Source organism: Devosia sp. Leaf64 (genome assembly GCF_001421945.1).
Classification (GTDB): domain Bacteria; phylum Pseudomonadota; class Alphaproteobacteria; order Rhizobiales; family Devosiaceae; genus Devosia.
The window spans coordinates 15563-33810 of record NZ_LMLO01000019.1; the positions used below are offsets into that span (position 1 = coordinate 15563).

An 18248-nucleotide genomic window follows, 5' to 3' on the forward strand; every position below is an offset into this window, starting at 1 on the left:
GACCGATGCTCTTCGCCTAAGCTATCGAACGTAGTCGTGCAGTACCGGTGCAAGTCATCCATTGCACTCATTGTGCTGCCTCAAGGATTTCTTCGGCTTCGCCTACCCGGATCTCGCCGGACATAAGCTTGGGGAGGAGGAGGTCGCGGGTGGCCCCAAGGGTTATATTCTCGTTTGTCCGCATCCGTTCGATCATGGGCCTAACCAGGCTTTCGAAAGCCCCTGCGATCAACTCACCACCCCAGTTAACTCGTTCGGTTTCGAGGAACAGGGTCGTCTGGAAGTTTGAAATGCCTGTGCTTTGGTTTTGGTACTTCCAAGTTCCGCCTTCAGCATAAAGAACAGAAAGATGTAAAGACAGTAAGATTGAAACTTGCGGAGACAATGTCCTGAAACGCCTGCAGAAACTGGCGCAAACAACATCACTGTCGAAACGGTCTAGGATACTTTGTGTAATCAGCATGGACCGCCCCGTAGGTTGCTTCGGGCTCCCCCCGGACACTTCTATGACAATGTCATCACTTCTCAGGGTTCGACGTTGGGCCTTCTTTAGGGCTGTGTAGCGATACGGTACGCTCCCTGTGCCGCCTTCTTCAATGCTCGGTAGGTCCGTACCGCGGATGACAGCAATCCGATGGTTGGACTGGCCCATTGGCTCATCACTACCCCAGTCACCGCCAATGCTGCCCTCCAGCAAATCGCCAACGACCCTAGTTTCCCACCCCTCCGGAAGCCCGTCGTCGCCCAGAGTAGGCGGGAAGAGGTCGGCCAGTTCCTGCGCTCGGGTCGGGTCGGTGACGAGGCCGCCCACAATGGTGACGGGATCGGTGACACCCTGGACTTTGCGGCGGGTGGGGCCGAAGTCGACAAACCAGTCCCGGAAGATCGCTTGAGCCATCGCCTCCAGCGTATCGTTTATCCGCCGGTTCAGCTCGATCTTGTCGTCAAGCGAGGAAAGCAGTGAGCTGATTGAACGTTGTTCATCTAGGGGGGGAAGGAATACCGGGAAGGATTTCAGATACGCGACGTTAGTTTTAGGTACACCCGTGGCCTCTGAATCCCTTAAAATTTTCTCTATGCTCGATTGGGACGAAACCAAGTAATAGACAAATTTGGGATCCGCAATTCGCTCATTGACCGTCAGCTTCATTTGATTTGAAGACAGAAGATAGCGTCGGTATCGAGCATTTTCAGGGATGAAAGCGGTTTGACCTAAAGTGCCCTTTTTCGTGAATACGATGTCGTTGGCTGAACAAAGACTCCGAGACAGCTTTTGGGCAAGTTCCTCATCGACGAAAACATAACCCTTGTCTTTTAGAGCTCCAGGACCGAGTGACAGATTTGATCCTCGGATTACTGGAACCCCGTGCGGCTGATAGGAAGACGCTGGCAAGTTCGAGCCGAAAGGACCATCCACAAGGCCGTTGCCGCCGGGTGCAGCAATCTTACCCAAAGTTGAAAATGTCCAATTCTCTGTCATCGGATGTCGCCGAGTTTCTGCAATACCAGTTCTTCTAATCTCCGCCCTTCGTCGAAATATTCTCGCAGTGCTTCGCTCAAATCATTGAACTTATCAGCGAACAAAACACCATCATCCTGTGCGTCAGTTGCACCCACATATCGGCCTGGGGTGAGGATGTAGTCGTACTCGCGTACCTGATCCACAGTCGCCCCTTTGGAGAACCCGGGTTCCTCTACGTAAGGGGTCGCGGGATCCTTGCTGCGCCATCGGTGGTAGGCTCCGGCAATCTTCTCGACGTCGGCAGCGCTGAACTCCCGCCGCACCCGGTCCACCATGAAGCCCAACGTCCGGGCATCGATGAAGAGGATCTCGCCGCGCCGGTCACGATGACCATTGGCGCTCTTGTCGCGGGCGAGGATCCAGAGACAAGCGGGGATCTGCGTTGAGAAGAAGAGCTGCCCCGGCAGGGCCACCATAGCGTCTACGACGTCGGCCTCAATCATTGCCTTGCGGATGTCGCCCTCGCCAGACTGCTGGGAGGACATAGAGCCATTGGCGAGAACCACGCCAGCCGTGCCGCGCGGGGCCAGGTGATGCAGGATGTGCTGGATCCAGGCGAAGTTGGCATTGCCCTTGGGTGGTGTTCCGAACCTCCACCGCACGTCGTCCGTCAGCCGTTCACCACCCCAGTCGGAGATGTTGAAAGGTGGGTTGGCGAGGATGAAGTCGGCCTTCAGATCGGTCAATTCGTCACGGTGGAAAGTGCCTTCATTGTTCCAGCGGATGTCCGCGTCAATCCCTTGGACCGCAAGGTTCATCTTGGCGAGACGCCAGGTAGTGTGGTTGATCTCCTGCCCATAGACCGCGATGTCGTCGCGTCGCCCACCATGTTCCTCAATGAACTTTTCGGACTGAACGAACATGCCGCCAGAGCCGCAGCAGGGATCGTAGACGCGGCCCTTGAAGGGCTCGAGCATCTCAACAAGAGTGCGGACAACGGAACGAGGCGTGAAGAACTCGCCACCACGCTTGCCTTCCGACCCGGCAAAGCCCGACAGGAAATACTCGTAGACCCGCCCCAATAGGTCCTTGGCGTGGTCTGCGCTATCGTGCATTCCGATGTTCGAGAACAGGTCGATCAGCTCGCCCAACATGGTCTTGTTGAGCGTGGGGCGGGCATAGTTCTTCGGCAGGACGCCCCTTAGTCCTTCGTTGGCTGGCGCCTTTTCGATGGCATCCATGGCGTCATCGATCAGCTTGCCGATCTCGGGGCGTTTGGCGTTGGCCTGTAAGAAAGCCCACCGGGCCTCCTTAGGCACCCAGAACACATTCTCCGCCAGATACTCCTCGGGGTCCTCGGCGTCGGCATGGGGATCGGCTTCGAGTTGGGCGTGGAGACCTTCGAAGGCATCGGAAATGTACTTCAGGAAGATCAAGCCAAGGGCGACGTGCTTGTACTCGCTCGGCTCCAGGTTACCCCGAAGCTTGTCCGCCGCCCTGAACAGTTCAGCCGTAAACGCTAGGTCGGATGCGCTGCTGTCGATTTTTGCCATGAAGCCCCCAAATCACTGCGGGCGACCGTAGTGCGCGTTTGAGTTGCCTGTAAAGCCAAGGCGATATCGGTCACCTCGTGCAAAGACCGTAGGCAATTAGGTGCTCATATAGAACAGAGATCGACACCGCGTTTCTCTGCCCACATACCGCAATGACGACCGGCGCCATCTTTGAGCGCTTCAAGGAAACTTACTCATGAACACCGATAACTATGCGGGCCGCAGCATCCTGCTGGCCACGGATGGCGCTTGCCTAGGAAACCCTGGACCCGGCGGCTGGGGCTGCGTTGTCCACCACCAGGAAAACGGCGTCACCTTCCGCCGACACGCACTGGCTGGCCGCGCCACGGGCATCACCACTAACCAGCAGATGGAGCTGACGGCTGCCATCGAGGGTCTACGGTTTACCATACCGATGGAACGGCCGATAACTGTGATGTCCGATAGCCAATATTTAGTGAACGGCATCACCGACTGGATGCCCAACTGGATCAAGCGCGGCTGGCACGGCTCAGACAAGAAGCCCATCAAGAACCAGGCCCTCTGGCGGACCCTTGATCAACTGTTGCGGAACCATGCCGCTCCTGTGCGCTGGACGTGGGTTCGTGGGCACAACGGCAATCCGCTCAATGAAGACGCCGACCTGCTGGCAACCAACGCGGCGGCCGGATTATATGGACACGAGATCGGATCGCTGTCGCGCTTTCACCCACGTTTCTTTAGCTAACTGCCTGATGACCGTCCCACTAGACGGGCCAAGTACCTCGATTTCCAGAGCATAATCAGAGGCTTGCGAGATCAATCCTTAAAACCAGAAATAACCACAAGGAGGTGTCGTGACGGCAGCCGCCAGCGCCCACGTGCGCATCATCGACCGCCCCTGCGGGTCAGGAAAGACCAGCAAGCTCCTCAAGTCCTTCGCCCCTGATCACCGCTACATCGTTGTCGTCAATTTGCTGTCGGAGGTTGACCGTGTCCTGAGCGACGCCTGTGTCCCCTTCATCGCCCCGCTCGCCAATGCGGACTACGGTACCAAGCGGTCTGACTTGGAAAACTTGCTGCTCCGCAAGCAGAATATCGTGACCACTCACCAGCTGTATGCCGACGTCGCGATCTTGGCACGAAGGGGATTGCTGAAGGGCTACGACATCATTGTGGATGAGGTCCCCAATGTCTGCGCTCAAGTTGGCGAACTATCAGGTCAGAGCCTCAGCGAGTTCTACGTCTCCTGTGGTTATGCCACAGTAGCCGAGGACGGGCAGGTGGCCCCAACCCCGAAATGGGACGCCGACTACGAACTGGTCGCTGACACCTTGTCCTTGAACAACTACCAGCTCGCCAGTGCGGGCATGTTGTACGCGGTGGACGACACGGCTTTGGTCTGGGCATTCCCTCGGGAACTGCTGGAGGCCGGTCGGTCCTTTACTGTCCTGACCTACCTGGCAGGAGGGGCGATGCTCGTTCCATACCTGGAGCGGCTGGGCATCCCCTACGTCCACGATTGGGAGCCCGAAGCGGATCAGGCGTTCCGACGACAGGCCCGGCAGCTACTCGATGTTCGCGCCATCCCGACGCTCGCGAAGACGCGGCTCTCCTATTCCGCACAGCAGGGTCTAAAGCTCAAGGAGCGTGGGGTAGTGGCGGCAGCGCTTCGCTCCATCCGTCGAGGCGACCTGCAGGATGTGGACCTGAACGATGTTGTCATCACCTGCAGCAAGGGCAACTGGTTCAAAAAGGGCCGCAGGGGTTTGAAGCCAGAGGCCGGTCCCTTCGCCACAAACACGAAGATGTTCAAGGGCGTTCACTGGTTGCCCAACACCACGCGGGGCACGAACGATTACGCCCACGCCAGCCACGCGATCTACCTGTATGACCAGTTCATCAACCCCAAGATCGCCAGCTTCCTGGGCGTCAATGGCTCGGACTTCCAATCGCGCTATGCCGTCACTGAGTTGATCCAGTGGGTATACCGGACGCGGATCAGGAGGGGCGAGACCGTGGTTCTCTATTTGCCAAGTGCCCGGATGCGACGGCTACTGCAGGAATGGCTGGTCGACGATCAAGAACTTGAAACAACGATAGCCAAGGAACGCTCCCTACCAATCGCAGCGTAGGTCGCTATCATTTTCTAGAAAAATTCGTGAGCCCATACGTATAGGGGTCAGGGTCATTTACCCCCGGCCCCCCCCTGCCAGCCCCAGAAACTCCGTCCTATCCCACGATCTCGGTCTCGGGGTCGGACGCTTGCTGCGCTGCACCTCATACGTGCCGCGTGGTCACTTGAGAACACCACTGGTCCCCGCGTGACCAGCGCCACGTTTACCCAAGACCATCCCCCCACAAGGAAACCGCATGCCAACAAAACCGAGCCCATGGGTCCCCCAGGGCAACGGACGTTATCTGCCGTCCGCCGACCTCCTCGATCGCATCCGAGCTAATCCCGGAGATTTTCCAAATGCCGTCGACGACATCCACAAACTAAGTGGGATGAGCCGGTCCCAGGTCGAAGACGCCCTGTGGAATCCCTGGCGCAACTCCGCTCGCTTCCCAACAGATACCCCAGGCGCGGTCCTCCGTGCTCTTGGCGAGACAGGCGCCGCAGTCGGTCGCGGCATCGGTGAAGCTGGGGCGATTGCTCTGGACAAGATCGGTGTCGGCGGCGACGGCGTCCTCTATCACACCAACTTCAACCCGGGTTTCAAGACCGAACTCCGCATGCATGAGAACGTGGGCGAGATCGTGGGCGAGGTGATCCCGGCCATTGGCGCTTCGGTCGCTGCGTATCCGCTTGCGGGTGCCGCGGGTCTTACAGGCCTCGGCGCCTATGGTGTGTCTGCAGTGGCGGGTGCGTTAGCGAGCACGATGACGGAGGAATCTGAAGACAGCTTCTTCAACGTCCTCAACGATCTCACTCAGCGGTGAAACCAACAGTCATCCTGTGGTGTCTTGAAAGGTATACCCGTAGGCGACAGCACCGCTTGGCCTCGAAATCGTCCGATATGGGTTGACGTCTTATTTTTCGGACGTTATTCCATCTGCATCTTAGACCATTTCGGACAAACCAATGAAGATCGGTTACGCTCGCGTCTCTACCACCGGCCAGAACGAAGCCGCTCAGGTAGACCTCCTGCAGCGGAATGGAGCGGAGGAGATGTTCGTCGATAAAGCGAGCGGGACGAACCGGGATGGACGCCCGAGTTTGGCCGAAGCCATCCGCTTCGCTCGCAAAGGAGACATCCTCCTTGTAACCCGCTTGGACCGGTTGGCCCGTTCCGTTATCGACCTCCACGCCATCGCCAAGGAGTTGGACGCCAAGGGGGTGGACCTCATCGTCACCGAGCAGAGCATCGACACTACGACGCCCCACGGTCGCCTCATGTTCAACATGCTGGCCGCCATCGCAGAATTCGAGACTGACCTCCGGCGCGAAAGGCAACTGGAGGGGATCGCGAAGGCCAAGGAAGAGGGCCGCTACAAGGGTCGTCCGGTCACCGTGGATGCCCAATCCATCCTGGCAGCTTTGGCCGCTGGGGAGCGCCCGGTGGCGATTGCGAAGCGGTTCAACGTAGCTCGATCAACCGTCTACAAGGTCAAGGACGACGCTGCGGCCATCAAAGCCTGAACGTCCACTCCCACATTTTTTGGCCCTGGAGAAACCCGTGGCACTCTTCCTATACTGGTCTGCGTGGATCGGCCTCCCAACCCTGGGCTACATCTGGTTGATCGCTCGATTGCGTCGGAGGGTCACTCCGCGTTGAGGAGGACGACGAATGTGCAATCTCTATAGTCACACCTCGAACCGACAGGCGATCCTTGATTTCGTCCGCGATGTTGCGCTTGTCGCTCCGGAGGTTGGCAATCTGGCGCCCCAGACCGGCATCTTCCCGGACTATGCCGCGCCCATCGTCAGGAACACACCCGAGGGCCGTGAGCTTGCCATGGTCCGGTGGGGTCTCCCGTCGAGCCAGAAGGCACTCTTTGACGCGGCGAGCCGTCGAGCCGACAAGCTCCGCGAGAAGGGCAAGCCGGTGGACTTCGACACCCTCCTCAAGATGGAGCCCGATAGCGGTACGACCAACGTCCGCAACATTATGACCGCCAACGGGCGATGGAACCAGCATTGGAACCGGTGGATGGGCATCGAGAACCGCTGCGTGGTGCCCTTCACGTCCTTCTCCGAATTCGACAACACCATCGACGAGAACGGGAAGAAGAAGGGGGACACCTGGTTCGCGTTCAACGAGAGCCGTCCTTTGGCATTCTTTGCGGGTATCTGGGTCAAGGACTGGACGAGCGTCCGCAAGGTTCGCACGGGCCCGGAGACCATCGACCTATACGGTTTCCTGACTTGCGAGCCCAATGATGTCGTTGGGTCCATCCACATGAAGGCAATGCCGGTGATCCTCACCACCCCTGCGGAAGTCGAGATGTGGCTGACGGCGCCAAAGGAGGAGGCGGTGAGCTTGCAAAGGCCGTTGCCGGACGAGGTGTTGAAAATTGTTGGATTGGGGAACAAGACAGACCCGACGGCCCCAGGGAAAGAATGAGGTTCTGACTTTGCCAGATCAGTTAGGCTTGGGGTTTTTCTGGAACGTCGTAAGCATGTTAGGCGGTGCGACGGCCATTCTTCTGGCTTTAGTCGGCGCAGCGTATTGGGCCTTTCAAACTTTCGCTGACAAGTGGCTGCAATCCAAGTTTGATGAGAGGTTAGAAGAGCTTCGCCACGAACAAACCCGCGAGCTAGAGCATCTCCGCTTTAGCATCAGCACGATGATGGATCGAACCACGAAACTGCACGAGCGAGAGTACCAGACATTGCCGCAATTGTGGGAGCAACTGTCTGAGGCATGGGGAGAGGTCGCATCCTTTATCTCATCAGTTCAAGCCCTACCGGACTTGAGCCGCATGAACGATGCGGAACTTGAAGAACATCTTGGTCGCTCGCCTCTCTTCGAGAGCCAAAAGCAGAAAGTTCGAGACAGCAAAAATCGCACGAGTGCATACGCTGATGAGGTCTACTGGCACCGAAAGCTCCAGGTGGATAGTGCCGTTCGGACCTTCTCACGAGCCCTCCGCTTCAACGGGATATTCGTTCTCCCCGAAATTAAAGAGAAGATGGCGAAGCTCGACAAATTACTCTGGGACGCCTTTGACGAGTTCGAGTTCAACCAAGAGCATAAGCCGGTTCCGCGAGACAGGAAGGCCAAGGATCTTTTCGAAAATGTCGGATCAGCAGAATTGAAGTCGTTGGAGAAGGACATTCAGGAGAGGCTGTGGAGCGTCAGGAGAGTGGACTGATAGCAAGCGGTACTCATCGCCCAAACTGCCTGCCGCCCTTTCGCTTACCCACCCAGGGCATCTCGCTGGCTGTGTTGAGAACTCTTGCCCGCTGCATGGCGACAAGCTCGTCCTGGGACAGCGGCGCCGTTCCTGCCCCATGGGTCCCCGAGAACTCTGGCGGTTTACCCGCATGCCCGAGCGCGAAATCCGGGAAATAATAGCCGCACACTGAGCACCTCAGGCGCCCCGCCAAATGCTCTCGTCCATCATAGAAGTCGAAGGTCCACCCGAGGTGAACTGCCAGCATTTCCAGCCTTAGCTGGGCCTCGTGGCTGCACACATAGTAGTGGCTGCAGTGCGCCCGGATGGCTCGCCCGGTGTCCCGGAAGTCCTCCAGGGTGCGTATAGGACGGGACGGCATTTCAATGGAAATTCCTGCCAGCGGGAAGGGCGTCGAACAGCCGCTGGGAAACGCGCTTCTGGTATTCCTCCTGCTCCCGGTTCCTGCCTTTGGGTCCGCCTGATGCTCCTTCGTCCGCACGAGCGAGGACGGTCTCACCAATCTCGACGCCGTTAGCCATCTTCGCCATTTGGGGCGTGAGGTCGATGAAGTCCTTGGCGATCACGTGAATGACCAACCCTTCCCGCTGAAGTTGGCCTCTGACTGCCATCACACGCGCTCCGAGCACCACACGGCGGTTCGTCTCGAATGTCTTGGGCCAGACGATCACGTTGGCCACGCCGGTTTCGTCTTCCAGGGTCGCAAAGATGACGCCGCTGGCCGTCCCTGGACGCTGTCGGACCAACACCAGACCCGCAACCGTCACCATCCGTCCTGGCGGTAATGTCCGGAGTTCATCGGCGGTCACCACATTGCGGCGAGCCAAACCATCCCGAAGGAAGGTCATCGGGTGCGCCTTCAGCGACAGAGAGAGCGCCCGGTAATCATGGATGACTTCCTCGCCTGGAGGCATCGGTGGGAGATGGCTTTCCTCGTCTCGCATGTTGGGCGCCGCCTCTCCTGCCTTGAAGAGTGGCAAGGTGTCTGCGCCGTGGGTACCAATGAGACCGCGTATGGCCCACAGCGCGTCTCGCCGGGATAACCCCAGGGACTGGAATGCATCCGCAGCGGCCAGCGTCTCCAGGACCTTCGGGGAAAGGCCCGTGCGAAACCACAGGTCGCGGATGCTGTCGTAGCCGTTCCGGCGCCGCGCAACGATCAGGTTCGAGTGGTCCCTCCTCAGCCCGTCGATCAGGTTGAGCCCCAGCCGAATGCCCATGTTGCCCCAGATGTCATCCCGCATCTCGGCATGACGAGGGGACAGGGAGACCCCAGACTGGTTTGACCGCTCCATGACCATCTCCAGGTCCGAGAGGTTCACGTCCACAGGGCGAACATCGACACCGTGGTCCTGGGCATCACGAACGATCTGCGCCGGGGCGTAAAAGCCCATGGGTTGGCTGTTGAGCAAAGCCGCCGCGAACACGTCGGGGTAATGGCATTTGATCCAGCACGAGACGTAGACGAGCAACGCGAAGCTGGCTGCGTGGCTTTCGGGGAAACCATAGGAGCCAAAGCCCTCGATCTGCCGGAAGCAGGCCTCCGCGAAGTCCTTATCGTAGCCACGCTCCAGCATGCCGTTGACGAACTTGTCGCGAAAGGGACCGACACCTCCGGTGCGCTTGAACGTTGCCATGGCACGACGAAGCTTGTCGGCCTCGCCCGGGGTAAACCCACCGGCCACGATGGCGATCTTCATGGCCTGCTCCTGGAAGAGCGGGACGCCGTAGGTTTTCTTGAGGACCTGCTCAAGCTCCGCCGATGGATACACGGTTGGCTCCAGGCCTTGGCGCCGCTTGAGATACGGATGCACCATGTCGCCCTGGATTGGACCCGGCCTGACGATGGCAACCTCAATGACGAGATCGTAGAACTCGCTTGGCTTGAGGCGAGGGAGCATCGACATCTGGGCGCGGCTCTCGATCTGGAAGACGCCGATGGTGTCCGACCGGTGCGTCATGCGGTAAACCCGAGGGTCTTCCTGCGGGACCGTCGCGAGCGTCAGGGATAGGCCGTAGTGCTGGCGAAGAAGGTCGAATGATCGCCGGACACAGCTAAGCATCCCGAGTGCGAGCACGTCGATCTTGAGGATGCCCAGTTCGTCCAGGTCGTCCTTGTTCCATTCGATGACGGTTCGGTCCTCCATCGCTGCATTGGCAATAGGGACGAGGTGGTCCAACCGGTCACGGGTGATAATGAAGCCCCCAACGTGCTGTCCTAGGTGGCGGGGGAAGCCGTAGAGAACCTCCGCGATGTCCAGGAGCTTCCGAATGGTTGGCTCGTCTGGATCGACGCCGTTCTGCCTGAGGCGCTCTGGTGGAATATCGAAGTGGCCATAACCCCAGGCCGCGCCGTTGATCCCCCGGATGATGTCGTCGGAAAGCCCAAGCACCTTCCCCACGTCCCGGATGGCGCCCTTGGTCCTGTAGGTGATGACATTCGCCGTCAGACCCGCACGGTGCCGCCCGTACTTCTGGTAGACGTACTGCATCACCTCTTCTCGACGCTCGTGCTCAAAATCGACGTCGATGTCCGGTGGTTCGTCGCGCTCCGTGGAAACGAAACGTTCGAACAGCAGGTCCACCAGCATGGGGTCAACTTCTGTGATCCCAAGGCAGAAGCACACGGCGGAATTAGCGGCTGATCCGCGACCCTGACAAAGGATGCCGCGTTCCTGTCGGGCGAACCGGACGATGTCCTGAACGGTCAGGAAGTACGGCGCGTATCCCATCTGGCCAATCAGCGCCAACTCGTGCTGTAGCCCCTTTAGGACTTTCTCGGGGACACCATTCGGGTACCGGCTTCTTGCTCCCTCGTAGCTCAAGCGCTCAAGGGTTTGCTGGGCGCTCTCGCCATTGCCCACCACCTCGTCTGGATAGACGTAGCGAAGCTGATCAAGCGAGAACGCGATCTGCTCAAGGAAGCGATTGGTCTCGTCTATTGCCTCGGGGTAATCCCGGAAGACGTTCGCCATTTCCAATGGGCTGTGGATGTAGCGTGAGTGGTTGGCGTTCAGCCGAAAACCAGCCTCGGAAACCTCGACACCCTCGCGAATGCAGGTGACGACATCTTGGATGATACCCCGGGTGCTGTAGTGGTAGAGCGGAGCGATTGAGGCAATGAGCCGTACTTTGGCAGTTTGCGCAACCAAGGAAAGCTCGTGGAGATGCGCCCTGTCCCAGCCGTTGTAATGGAAGGTTGCCGCGAGCCAGACCCGTCCTGGTGCGAGATGGGAGAGCCATGCCGCGACCTCGCCGTCTGCCGCGAGTTGCTCAGGCCGGGGCACGACGATCATCAAGAGCCCATCAAGGCTGGCCTCAAGGTCCTCAAAGGTAAGGTGGCATTCGCCCTTCGGCGCCCTGCGTTTGCCGAGGGTTAGCAGTTGAGAAAGCCGCGCATACGCTTCCTTGTCGATCGGGTAAGCCGCGATGTCTGGTGTGTCGTCGGTGAACACCAGTCGAGCGCCTACCGCGAGCTTGAACCCCGGGTAATCCTTCGCCAAATCACGAGCGGCAGCGTGTGCCCGGACAACGCCAGCGAGGGTGTTCTCGTCGCAGACGCCTATACCGCCCAGACCGAGCCCTGCCGCTTGCCCGACCATCTCAAACGGATGGCTGGCCCCTTTCAGAAAGCTGAAGTTCGTCGCCGCGAGGAGTTCAGCGTAAGGCGTGGCCACGAAGGGCAGAAGGTTGGCCATAGGCGATTCTAAGTCTGTTTGTTGCTGTTATGTTCTGTTTCCGGTCGCGACTTGGAGTCAATAGCGGATGTCCAGATGATGGGCCGGTTCGTTTCACGCGCCGGTGACAGCCTACAAATTTCGAGAGCTTTCGGACGTATGAGAGGCTTCGATTGAGCAACGAAGCACTTCAGCAGGACATCGAAAACCGGCTCCGGGAATTGCGAAGCCATCTGCAAGCCGTAACCATCGAGTTCAACCTATCGCTTCTTTCGTTTTTTTGGGGGTATCTGTCTCTGTTCAATTTACTTTAGGAATCTAATGTTGATGCTGATTGCAACTGATGGGAGTTTCACTTGTACCTACGACAACTTGAGCTTGAGAACACCGGCCCCATCACTGCGCTCCGCTACGATTTGCCTTTCACAAAAGAAGGCCGACCGAAGCCAGTTATCTTCGTAGGTCAGAATGGATCGGGCAAAAGCATAGTCACCTCGCATATTGTTAACGCCATGATAGATGCGAAAGGTGCTGCGTACGATGACAGCGACGTAGAAAAGGGGATGGTGTTCAAACTCAGGTCCCCGATGTACATCTCACGGACGGGTGACTACAGCAGGTTTAAAGCTACCTTTGATGATGGTCTTACACAAGCCGAGCTTCAACTTCCAGAAACTCGAGAACAATTTGAGAAAATCAGGCAGTACACTTCCACTGACCCACTCTGGGATCAGATACCTGCCAAAGACACCTCAGTCTACTACTCGAATTTCAGTTCTAATCCGAACATTGAGAGCATCATCACCGGCACGACATTACTTTATTTCCCGCCAAATCGCTTCGAGGAGCCAGCTTGGCTAAATCAAGACAACCTAAAAAACTATACTAACTACACAAAGCGGAGCGGTTTTCGAAAGATATCTGACCGCAGAATTATTCAGCAAACCCCGCTCTCCCAAAATCAAGAGTGGCTGCTAGACATAATATACGACAGCTTCGCAGTTAATTCTCGTACTACAACACTTAAGACCGCTGATGGCTCGTCATTTAATATTCTGCTTCCTCCTAGCGGACCTGCTACGGTACTTAGGCTTGAGATCGAGAAATTCCTCCTCATGCTGCTCAAAAAAGAAGGGCCACTGCAGTTTAACGTTGGCGCACGTGGCAGAAGAAGCATTTCACTGCAGATGCTGAATGGCGACCCTCTGTCTCCAAATCTCTTCACGCTGTCCACTGGTCAAACTGGACTGCTGAATATGTTCCTCACGATCATGCGCGATTACGATTTATCTGGGAAAACTATAGAAAGCCTCAATGATATCTCAGGGATTGTAGTGATAGATGAGATCGATTTGCATCTTCACTCCGACCTACAATACAGCATATTGCCAAACCTGCTGCGTTACTTTCCATCGGTACAGTTCATTTTGACCTCACACTCCCCTCTATTTATCCTTGGAATGGAAAAGCTATTTGGTAAGGACGGATTTGGAATTGTCGATCTTCCCTCCGGACAATCCATTGCCGCTGAGCGGTTTGAAGAGTTTGCCGCTGCATATGGATACTTTAGAGAAACGACAGCCTATGAACAGGAGGTCCGAGACGCAGTCTTAAGTTCACAGCGCCCCATACTGTTTGTCGAGGGCACTATTGATATAGACTACCTGAATGCAGCAGCAGAACATCTCGGTAGGTCCAATATTCTCGCCCAATACAGTCTACAAGATGCAAATGGCTTTGGGGGCTTGGACAAAATCTACAAACACTTCGATGCGAATATTGCAAAGCTAATGAACCAACGTGCGACTTTGGTCTACGATTGCGACATTAACAAAGCCGACGCTCAAAAGGATGGAGTTCGGCGCGTAGTGGTTCCTCAGCTCAAGCGGCGCATTGAGAAAGGCATTGAGAACTTATTTCCCGATGCACTCATCAGCCGCGCCCGTGCCGCCAATAACGCATTTATTGACGTCGTACCCTCATTTGAACGGTTGGTTAGAGGGAGCTTCGTAACCACGCAGGAAGAGTGGAGCGTCAATCCAGATGAGAAGCGTAATTTGGCGAATTGGATTTTGGCTAATTCGGTTCCAGAAGATTTTGCCGACTTTGTCTCGATTTTCGACTTGATAGGTGAACCCTAAGGCGCCCCAAAGTCTACTTCATCTAACGCTTCGGAAACCGTGCGCCTTATTCGGGCATCTTCCCGGACTACGCCGATACTGAATGATCCAGAGCAACCTGCGATCCATTAGTGTTGCCACCAGAATCGCTGAGTTGCGGATTGGGGGAACTTAGAGATCCGGTCCCGCTGGTAGTATACCCAAATACGCACGTGCGCTAGGACGTTGATACGAAGAACCGTGGGATGCAGGGGGCGCATAGTGCCAACACCCCATACTACACGCTGGAGGACATGGAGAGTTTCCTCCCTGCCAGACTGCCCGTACTTTCAGACGCAGAAATGCCTTACGGGCGGACACCATAGTCATGGCGCAGTCGCTTAAGGGCTTCCCCTTGGTACAAAATTTCGTTACAAAACTCAGACAGCAGCGGCCATAAGCTATTGAAAAGATTGAGTCTCACTCAAATGAGCGCCAGTCCTTTTCTGGGCACCATTCCTCGATGCGAAAAGCCCCGTACCTCCGGTCCGGGGCTTTCGTGTCTTTGGGGTTTTGGTTTTTGGGTTGGGTGGGTCGTTCTAAGGCCAATTGCTACTCCGCTTTGTGCTCGCTGCTCAGTGCGGGTAATGTGGATCACGATCCCTCCAAAAAACACCGCACTTCCCTCGGGCTTGACCCGAGGGAAGATGGTGGTTGAGTGCGATTTCAGAGGTGGAACACACCCTAACGTTCGATCACCTGTTCCAACGCCGCCCTGTGTCGCACCAGCCAACCGGCGCTGCGTGTGCGCCAGGTGATTGCCGCGATGGCATCGGCGGCAGGCATGTCAGGGGATACGGCGCATTCGATCGCTTCATTGGCGGCGTTGAGCACGACGAAATCGATCATCAGCCCGACAAAGCCCTGCCTTTTGGCTTTTGCGAGCCCATAACCATCGAGCAGCATTGAAACCTGGCGGGCGCGCGCCTCGGGCGATCCGAGGCCTTGGCGTTCGGCGATGTCGTCGTCGAACAGCAGCGCATTGAGCCAGGCGGCCTGGGCGAGTTCGACCAGGGGATCGACCGGGCCTGCAACTTCCCAATCGATCAGGCCGACGGGCCGTCGATCCTCTGCCATGATGTTCCAGGCGCCGGTATCGCAGTGTCCGATGACGCTTGGCTGGCCGATCGTCCGGCCGAACCAGGGCCGCCAGACGGCGTCTTCAGGGATGGTGAACGAGGCTGCCGCGTCGTGCAGACGTCGCAATGTGTCGCCGATGACCGGCAGCGCGGCGTCGTCCCATGGTCCGGGGTGGATCGAGGCGCCCTCGATAAAACTCAGCATTTCCCGGCCCGCGGCATCAAAGCCTGTGCCAATGACGCGCGGCGCCTCGGCAAACCCACACTCTTCAAGATGTCGCAGCAGGGCTAGTACAGTCTTCGACCATGGGGCGCCCTGTCGAAACACTACGTCGCCACGCCGGGTCACGAGGGAACGGCCACCGCCGGCCAATACGACCTCGTCGTCGGTTTTACTTGTCTTGGTCATAGTTGGCAGAGTTGTCGCCGGAGTGGCGTTGGTCAACCGCAAACGCCCGCGCCACGCGGCATAGCGCCGAACTGTCTCGCATTTGCTTCAAATTTTATCAAAGCCCAGCACAGTAAAGGAACGCCCGGAGCGCAGTCTCGTCTTATCAAGACTTGGGGGCTCAGAATGAGCGACGACTGCAATCACAAACACACCAGCCATTCCGAAGAATCTTACTTCTACAAGGAGACCCAGCGTCTCATCACCGAACTGCGCCGCATCGCAGAGGTAATGGTGCAGGCCGCAGAGCCGGCTCCGCGCCCGACGCTCGTGCCAGTATTGGCCGAAGCGGCTACTCGCCGCGCTGCCTGAGGAAACCGAAAAGGGCATACATTGACGGTTCGCAAGAGTTTTTAAGACCCCGGGCACGGCTCGGGGTTTTCTTTTTAAGCGCCGCAAGAATTTTTCTTGTTCCATGCATCCCGCTGCGGGGGCCGGGTAATCTGCGTTGCTCGTCGATTTTAGACCGCGCGGGAAAAATTGCGAAGGAACCGCAAAGGCTTGCCATGAGTTTTCCAACCATCACAAACGAGGAGTTCGAAAATGGACTGGAACCGCGTTGAAGGTAACTGGAAGCAGATGTCCGGTAAGGTCAAGGAACAGTGGGGCAAGCTCACTGACGACGACCTGACCCAGATCAATGGCAAGCGCGAACAGCTCGAGGGCAAGATCCAAGAGCATTACGGCAAGGCCAAGGATGAAGCGACGAAGGACGTCGACGATTGGTATGGCCGCCAGCGTTTCGATTGATCCGCTGAAGCCCCTAAAAAAGCCCCGGCATCGCGCCGGGGCTTTTTTCATTCCGGCAGACGCCGCCGCCCGCGCCGCGAGGCAATGACGCCGATCAAGATGCCCGCAAGGACGGCAATCAGGAACGGCCAGTGCCGGATCTGCGAAAAGATCGTCGGGGCCAGCCGTTGGTGTGGCCGGACATCGAGGGCGGCCATCTGGCTCGGCGCCAGTTGCGCCGTGATGCGTCCAAGCGGGTCGGTGGCGAAGGTGAGGCCAGTATTGGCGGCGCGCATCAGGCTCATGCCTTCTTCCACGGCACGCAGCCGGGCATGGTGGGCATGCTGGGCGGGGCCGATCGAGCCGTCGAACCAGGCGTCGTTGGTGATGTTGAGGATATATTGCGCCTTCTCCACATCGCCGAGATCGCCTGAAAACAGCACTTCGTAGCAGATCACGGCCAGCATGGCCGGCGCGCCGGGCAGTTCCATCAGGCGACGCCGGACATCGCCATGCGACCAGCCATCGGCGCCCGGGACGAATTGCTTGATACCGAAGCGCGAGAAGAAGTCCTGGAACGGCAAGTATTCGCCGAAGGGTACCAGGTGCGACTTGTCATAGCTGGCGATGATCTCGCCATCGGAATTGATCGCGACCATGGAATTATAGGGCGGGCCTTGCGGCACTTCGCCGTCGATGCCGAAAATCTGCCGCGGTACGCCCGCGAGCAGCGTCGTGCTGTCGGTCAGCATGCGGGCAATACGCGCCAGGGCATCGGGATAGGTATCGAGGAAGAAGGGCACGGAGGATTCGGGCCAGACGAGATGGGTGATATCGGCAAGGCCCTGATCCGTCGGGTCCATCCGCATATCGGAAAGCATCAGCAGCTTGTCGATCAGCGCCACAGGATCGACGCGGCCGAAATCGGCGTGCTCATAAACCATAGGCTGGACAAGGCGGAAGGCTACATCCTGCCGCTCGGTAGAGACGGTTTCGGACAAGCGGTTCCAGCCATAGGCGAGTTGACCAGTGATGACCAGGAGCGCGAGAAAGAACGGTGCAAGGCGACTGCTCATGGGCCGATCGTCGGCCGGCCAGATCAGCGCCGGGGTCATGGCTAGGAGCGGCGCGAGGAAGGTCAGGCCATATACCCCGATGACCGAGGCGAGCTGCATCATCTCGTCGGTGCCGGTGAGGGAATAGCCGAGGAGATCGAAGGGGAAACCGGTGAGCACATGGCCGCGCGCGAATTCGGCCAGCGCGAGGAAGGACGAGAGGGTGACGATCCGCGCCGCGCCATGCGTCCAAAAGAGATGCGCCAAAGCGCTCGCAATGCCCCAGAAAAAGGCAATGAGCGCGGCGAGGGCGGCAATCGCGAAGGGCATGAGCACCAGCATGACGCCGCCATCGACGAAGAATGCGGCGCCCAGCCAATGGAAGGCGACGAGAAAATAGCCCCAGCCAAAGGCAAAGCCGATGGTGAAGGCGGGTCCGAAGATGCGCCGCCAGAAGGGGCGGAGGCGTTCCGCCCCATCGAGCGCCCAGACCCAGATCGGCATGGCGACGAAGAGCGCGGGGAGGATGAAAAAGGGCGGCACGGAGAGCCCCGCCACGGCACCCGCCGCCACCAGCAGGCAAAAGCGCCGCCAGCCATGGCTGAGCATGGTGGTCTCGGCCAACCAGGTTACGGGCTGGATCATTTCAGGGTCACGAACGAATCACCACACATGGCCGCAACGTCGCCCTCGCGGGGTAGAGCGTCAAGGCGGTGGACTCGGCAGGGCCCCGGGGCTAGGAGTGC

The 18248-nt window shown here is 57.9% G+C and carries 14 protein-coding genes; 9 read left to right on the plus strand and 5 right to left on the minus strand.

The features are described 5' to 3' along the window. Positions 1-67: 67 nt before the first annotated feature. Positions 68-1480, minus strand: coding sequence for a restriction endonuclease subunit S (locus tag ASE94_RS11230; protein WP_082461174.1), 1413 nt, complete (start codon positions 1478-1480; stop codon positions 68-70). Next, entirely contained in the window at positions 1477-3015 is a 1539-nt protein-coding gene (locus ASE94_RS11235; protein WP_062630481.1) for a class I SAM-dependent DNA methyltransferase, read from the minus strand. The genes ASE94_RS11230 and ASE94_RS11235 overlap by 4 nt, the downstream gene beginning before the upstream one ends. Before the next feature lie 196 nt (positions 3016-3211). On the opposite strand from ASE94_RS11235, the gene ASE94_RS11240 reads away from it, so the two are divergent. From ASE94_RS11240 to ASE94_RS11265, 6 genes are all read left to right on the plus strand, one after another. Further along, positions 3212-3742, plus strand: coding sequence for a ribonuclease H (locus ASE94_RS11240; protein ID WP_082461175.1), 531 nt, complete (start codon positions 3212-3214; stop codon positions 3740-3742). Between the two features lie 109 nt (positions 3743-3851). After that, positions 3852-5129, plus strand: coding sequence for a hypothetical protein (locus tag ASE94_RS11245; protein ID WP_062630482.1), 1278 nt, complete (start codon positions 3852-3854; stop codon positions 5127-5129). Between the two features lie 238 nt (positions 5130-5367). After that, positions 5368-5937, plus strand: a complete 570-nt coding sequence (locus tag ASE94_RS11250; RefSeq protein ID WP_156352116.1) for a hypothetical protein — start codon at positions 5368-5370, stop codon at positions 5935-5937. A 142-nt stretch (positions 5938-6079) separates the two neighbouring features. Next, positions 6080-6637, plus strand: a complete 558-nt coding sequence (locus ASE94_RS11255) for a recombinase family protein (RefSeq protein WP_062630484.1) — start codon at positions 6080-6082, stop codon at positions 6635-6637. Between the two features lie 148 nt (positions 6638-6785). Then, positions 6786-7562: an SOS response-associated peptidase family protein gene (locus ASE94_RS11260; RefSeq protein WP_062630485.1), complete on the plus strand. Its 777-nt coding sequence runs from the start codon at positions 6786-6788 to the stop codon at positions 7560-7562. A gap of 55 nt (positions 7563-7617) precedes the next feature. Next, the gene (locus ASE94_RS11265) at positions 7618-8313 is read left to right on the plus strand and encodes a hypothetical protein (protein WP_062630486.1); all 696 of its coding nucleotides are present in this window, start codon (positions 7618-7620) and stop codon (positions 8311-8313) included. Between the two features lie 404 nt (positions 8314-8717). On the opposite strand, the gene ASE94_RS11275 is transcribed toward ASE94_RS11265, so the two are convergent. Continuing rightward, on the minus strand, positions 8718-12053 hold the full coding sequence (locus ASE94_RS11275; protein ID WP_062630488.1) for an error-prone DNA polymerase: 3336 nt from the start codon (positions 12051-12053) through the stop codon (positions 8718-8720). Between the two features lie 335 nt (positions 12054-12388). On the opposite strand from ASE94_RS11275, the gene ASE94_RS11280 reads away from it, so the two are divergent. Continuing rightward, a complete protein-coding gene (locus ASE94_RS11280; RefSeq protein WP_062630489.1) occupies positions 12389-14173 on the plus strand; it encodes an AAA family ATPase in 1785 nt (594 codons plus the stop codon). A 702-nt stretch (positions 14174-14875) separates the two neighbouring features. Here ASE94_RS11280 and ASE94_RS11285 read toward each other — a convergent pair. Next, positions 14876-15679 (minus strand): phosphotransferase, encoded by an 804-nt coding sequence (locus ASE94_RS11285; protein WP_062630490.1) that lies wholly within the window; start codon positions 15677-15679, stop codon positions 14876-14878. Between the two features lie 165 nt (positions 15680-15844). Between ASE94_RS11285 and ASE94_RS11290 the strand changes: the two genes are divergently transcribed. Together ASE94_RS11290 and ASE94_RS11295 are read left to right on the plus strand one after the other, a co-directional pair. Then, complete coding sequence (locus tag ASE94_RS11290; protein ID WP_062630491.1) at positions 15845-16030, plus strand: hypothetical protein; 186 nt, start codon at positions 15845-15847, stop codon at positions 16028-16030. Positions 16031-16261: 231 nt separating this feature from the next. Further along, positions 16262-16468: a CsbD family protein gene (locus ASE94_RS11295; protein WP_061908562.1), complete on the plus strand. Its 207-nt coding sequence runs from the start codon at positions 16262-16264 to the stop codon at positions 16466-16468. Between the two features lie 47 nt (positions 16469-16515). Here ASE94_RS11295 and lnt read toward each other — a convergent pair whose 3' ends face one another. Continuing rightward, the gene (gene lnt / locus ASE94_RS11300) at positions 16516-18147 is read right to left on the minus strand and encodes an apolipoprotein N-acyltransferase (RefSeq protein WP_062630492.1); all 1632 of its coding nucleotides are present in this window, start codon (positions 18145-18147) and stop codon (positions 16516-16518) included. Positions 18148-18248 lie beyond the last annotated feature (101 nt).

Coding starts and splice junctions, on each gene's coding strand:
- ASE94_RS11295 (WP_061908562.1), top strand. CDS start 16,262: ATGGACTGGAACCGCGTTGAAGGTAACTGGAAGCAGATGTCCGGTAAG.
- ASE94_RS11265 (WP_062630486.1), top strand. CDS start 7,618: ATGTTAGGCGGTGCGACGGCCATTCTTCTGGCTTTAGTCGGCGCAGCG.
- ASE94_RS11250 (WP_156352116.1), top strand. CDS start 5,368: ATGCCAACAAAACCGAGCCCATGGGTCCCCCAGGGCAACGGACGTTAT.
- ASE94_RS11290 (WP_062630491.1), top strand. CDS start 15,845: ATGAGCGACGACTGCAATCACAAACACACCAGCCATTCCGAAGAATCT.
- ASE94_RS11230 (WP_082461174.1), bottom strand. CDS start 1,480: ATGACAGAGAATTGGACATTTTCAACTTTGGGTAAGATTGCTGCACCC.
- ASE94_RS11255 (WP_062630484.1), top strand. CDS start 6,080: ATGAAGATCGGTTACGCTCGCGTCTCTACCACCGGCCAGAACGAAGCC.
- ASE94_RS11240 (WP_082461175.1), top strand. CDS start 3,212: ATGAACACCGATAACTATGCGGGCCGCAGCATCCTGCTGGCCACGGAT.
- lnt (WP_062630492.1), bottom strand. CDS start 18,147: ATGATCCAGCCCGTAACCTGGTTGGCCGAGACCACCATGCTCAGCCAT.
- ASE94_RS11235 (WP_062630481.1), bottom strand. CDS start 3,015: ATGGCAAAAATCGACAGCAGCGCATCCGACCTAGCGTTTACGGCTGAA.
- ASE94_RS11260 (WP_062630485.1), top strand. CDS start 6,786: ATGTGCAATCTCTATAGTCACACCTCGAACCGACAGGCGATCCTTGAT.
- ASE94_RS11275 (WP_062630488.1), bottom strand. CDS start 12,053: ATGGCCAACCTTCTGCCCTTCGTGGCCACGCCTTACGCTGAACTCCTC.
- ASE94_RS11285 (WP_062630490.1), bottom strand. CDS start 15,679: ATGACCAAGACAAGTAAAACCGACGACGAGGTCGTATTGGCCGGCGGT.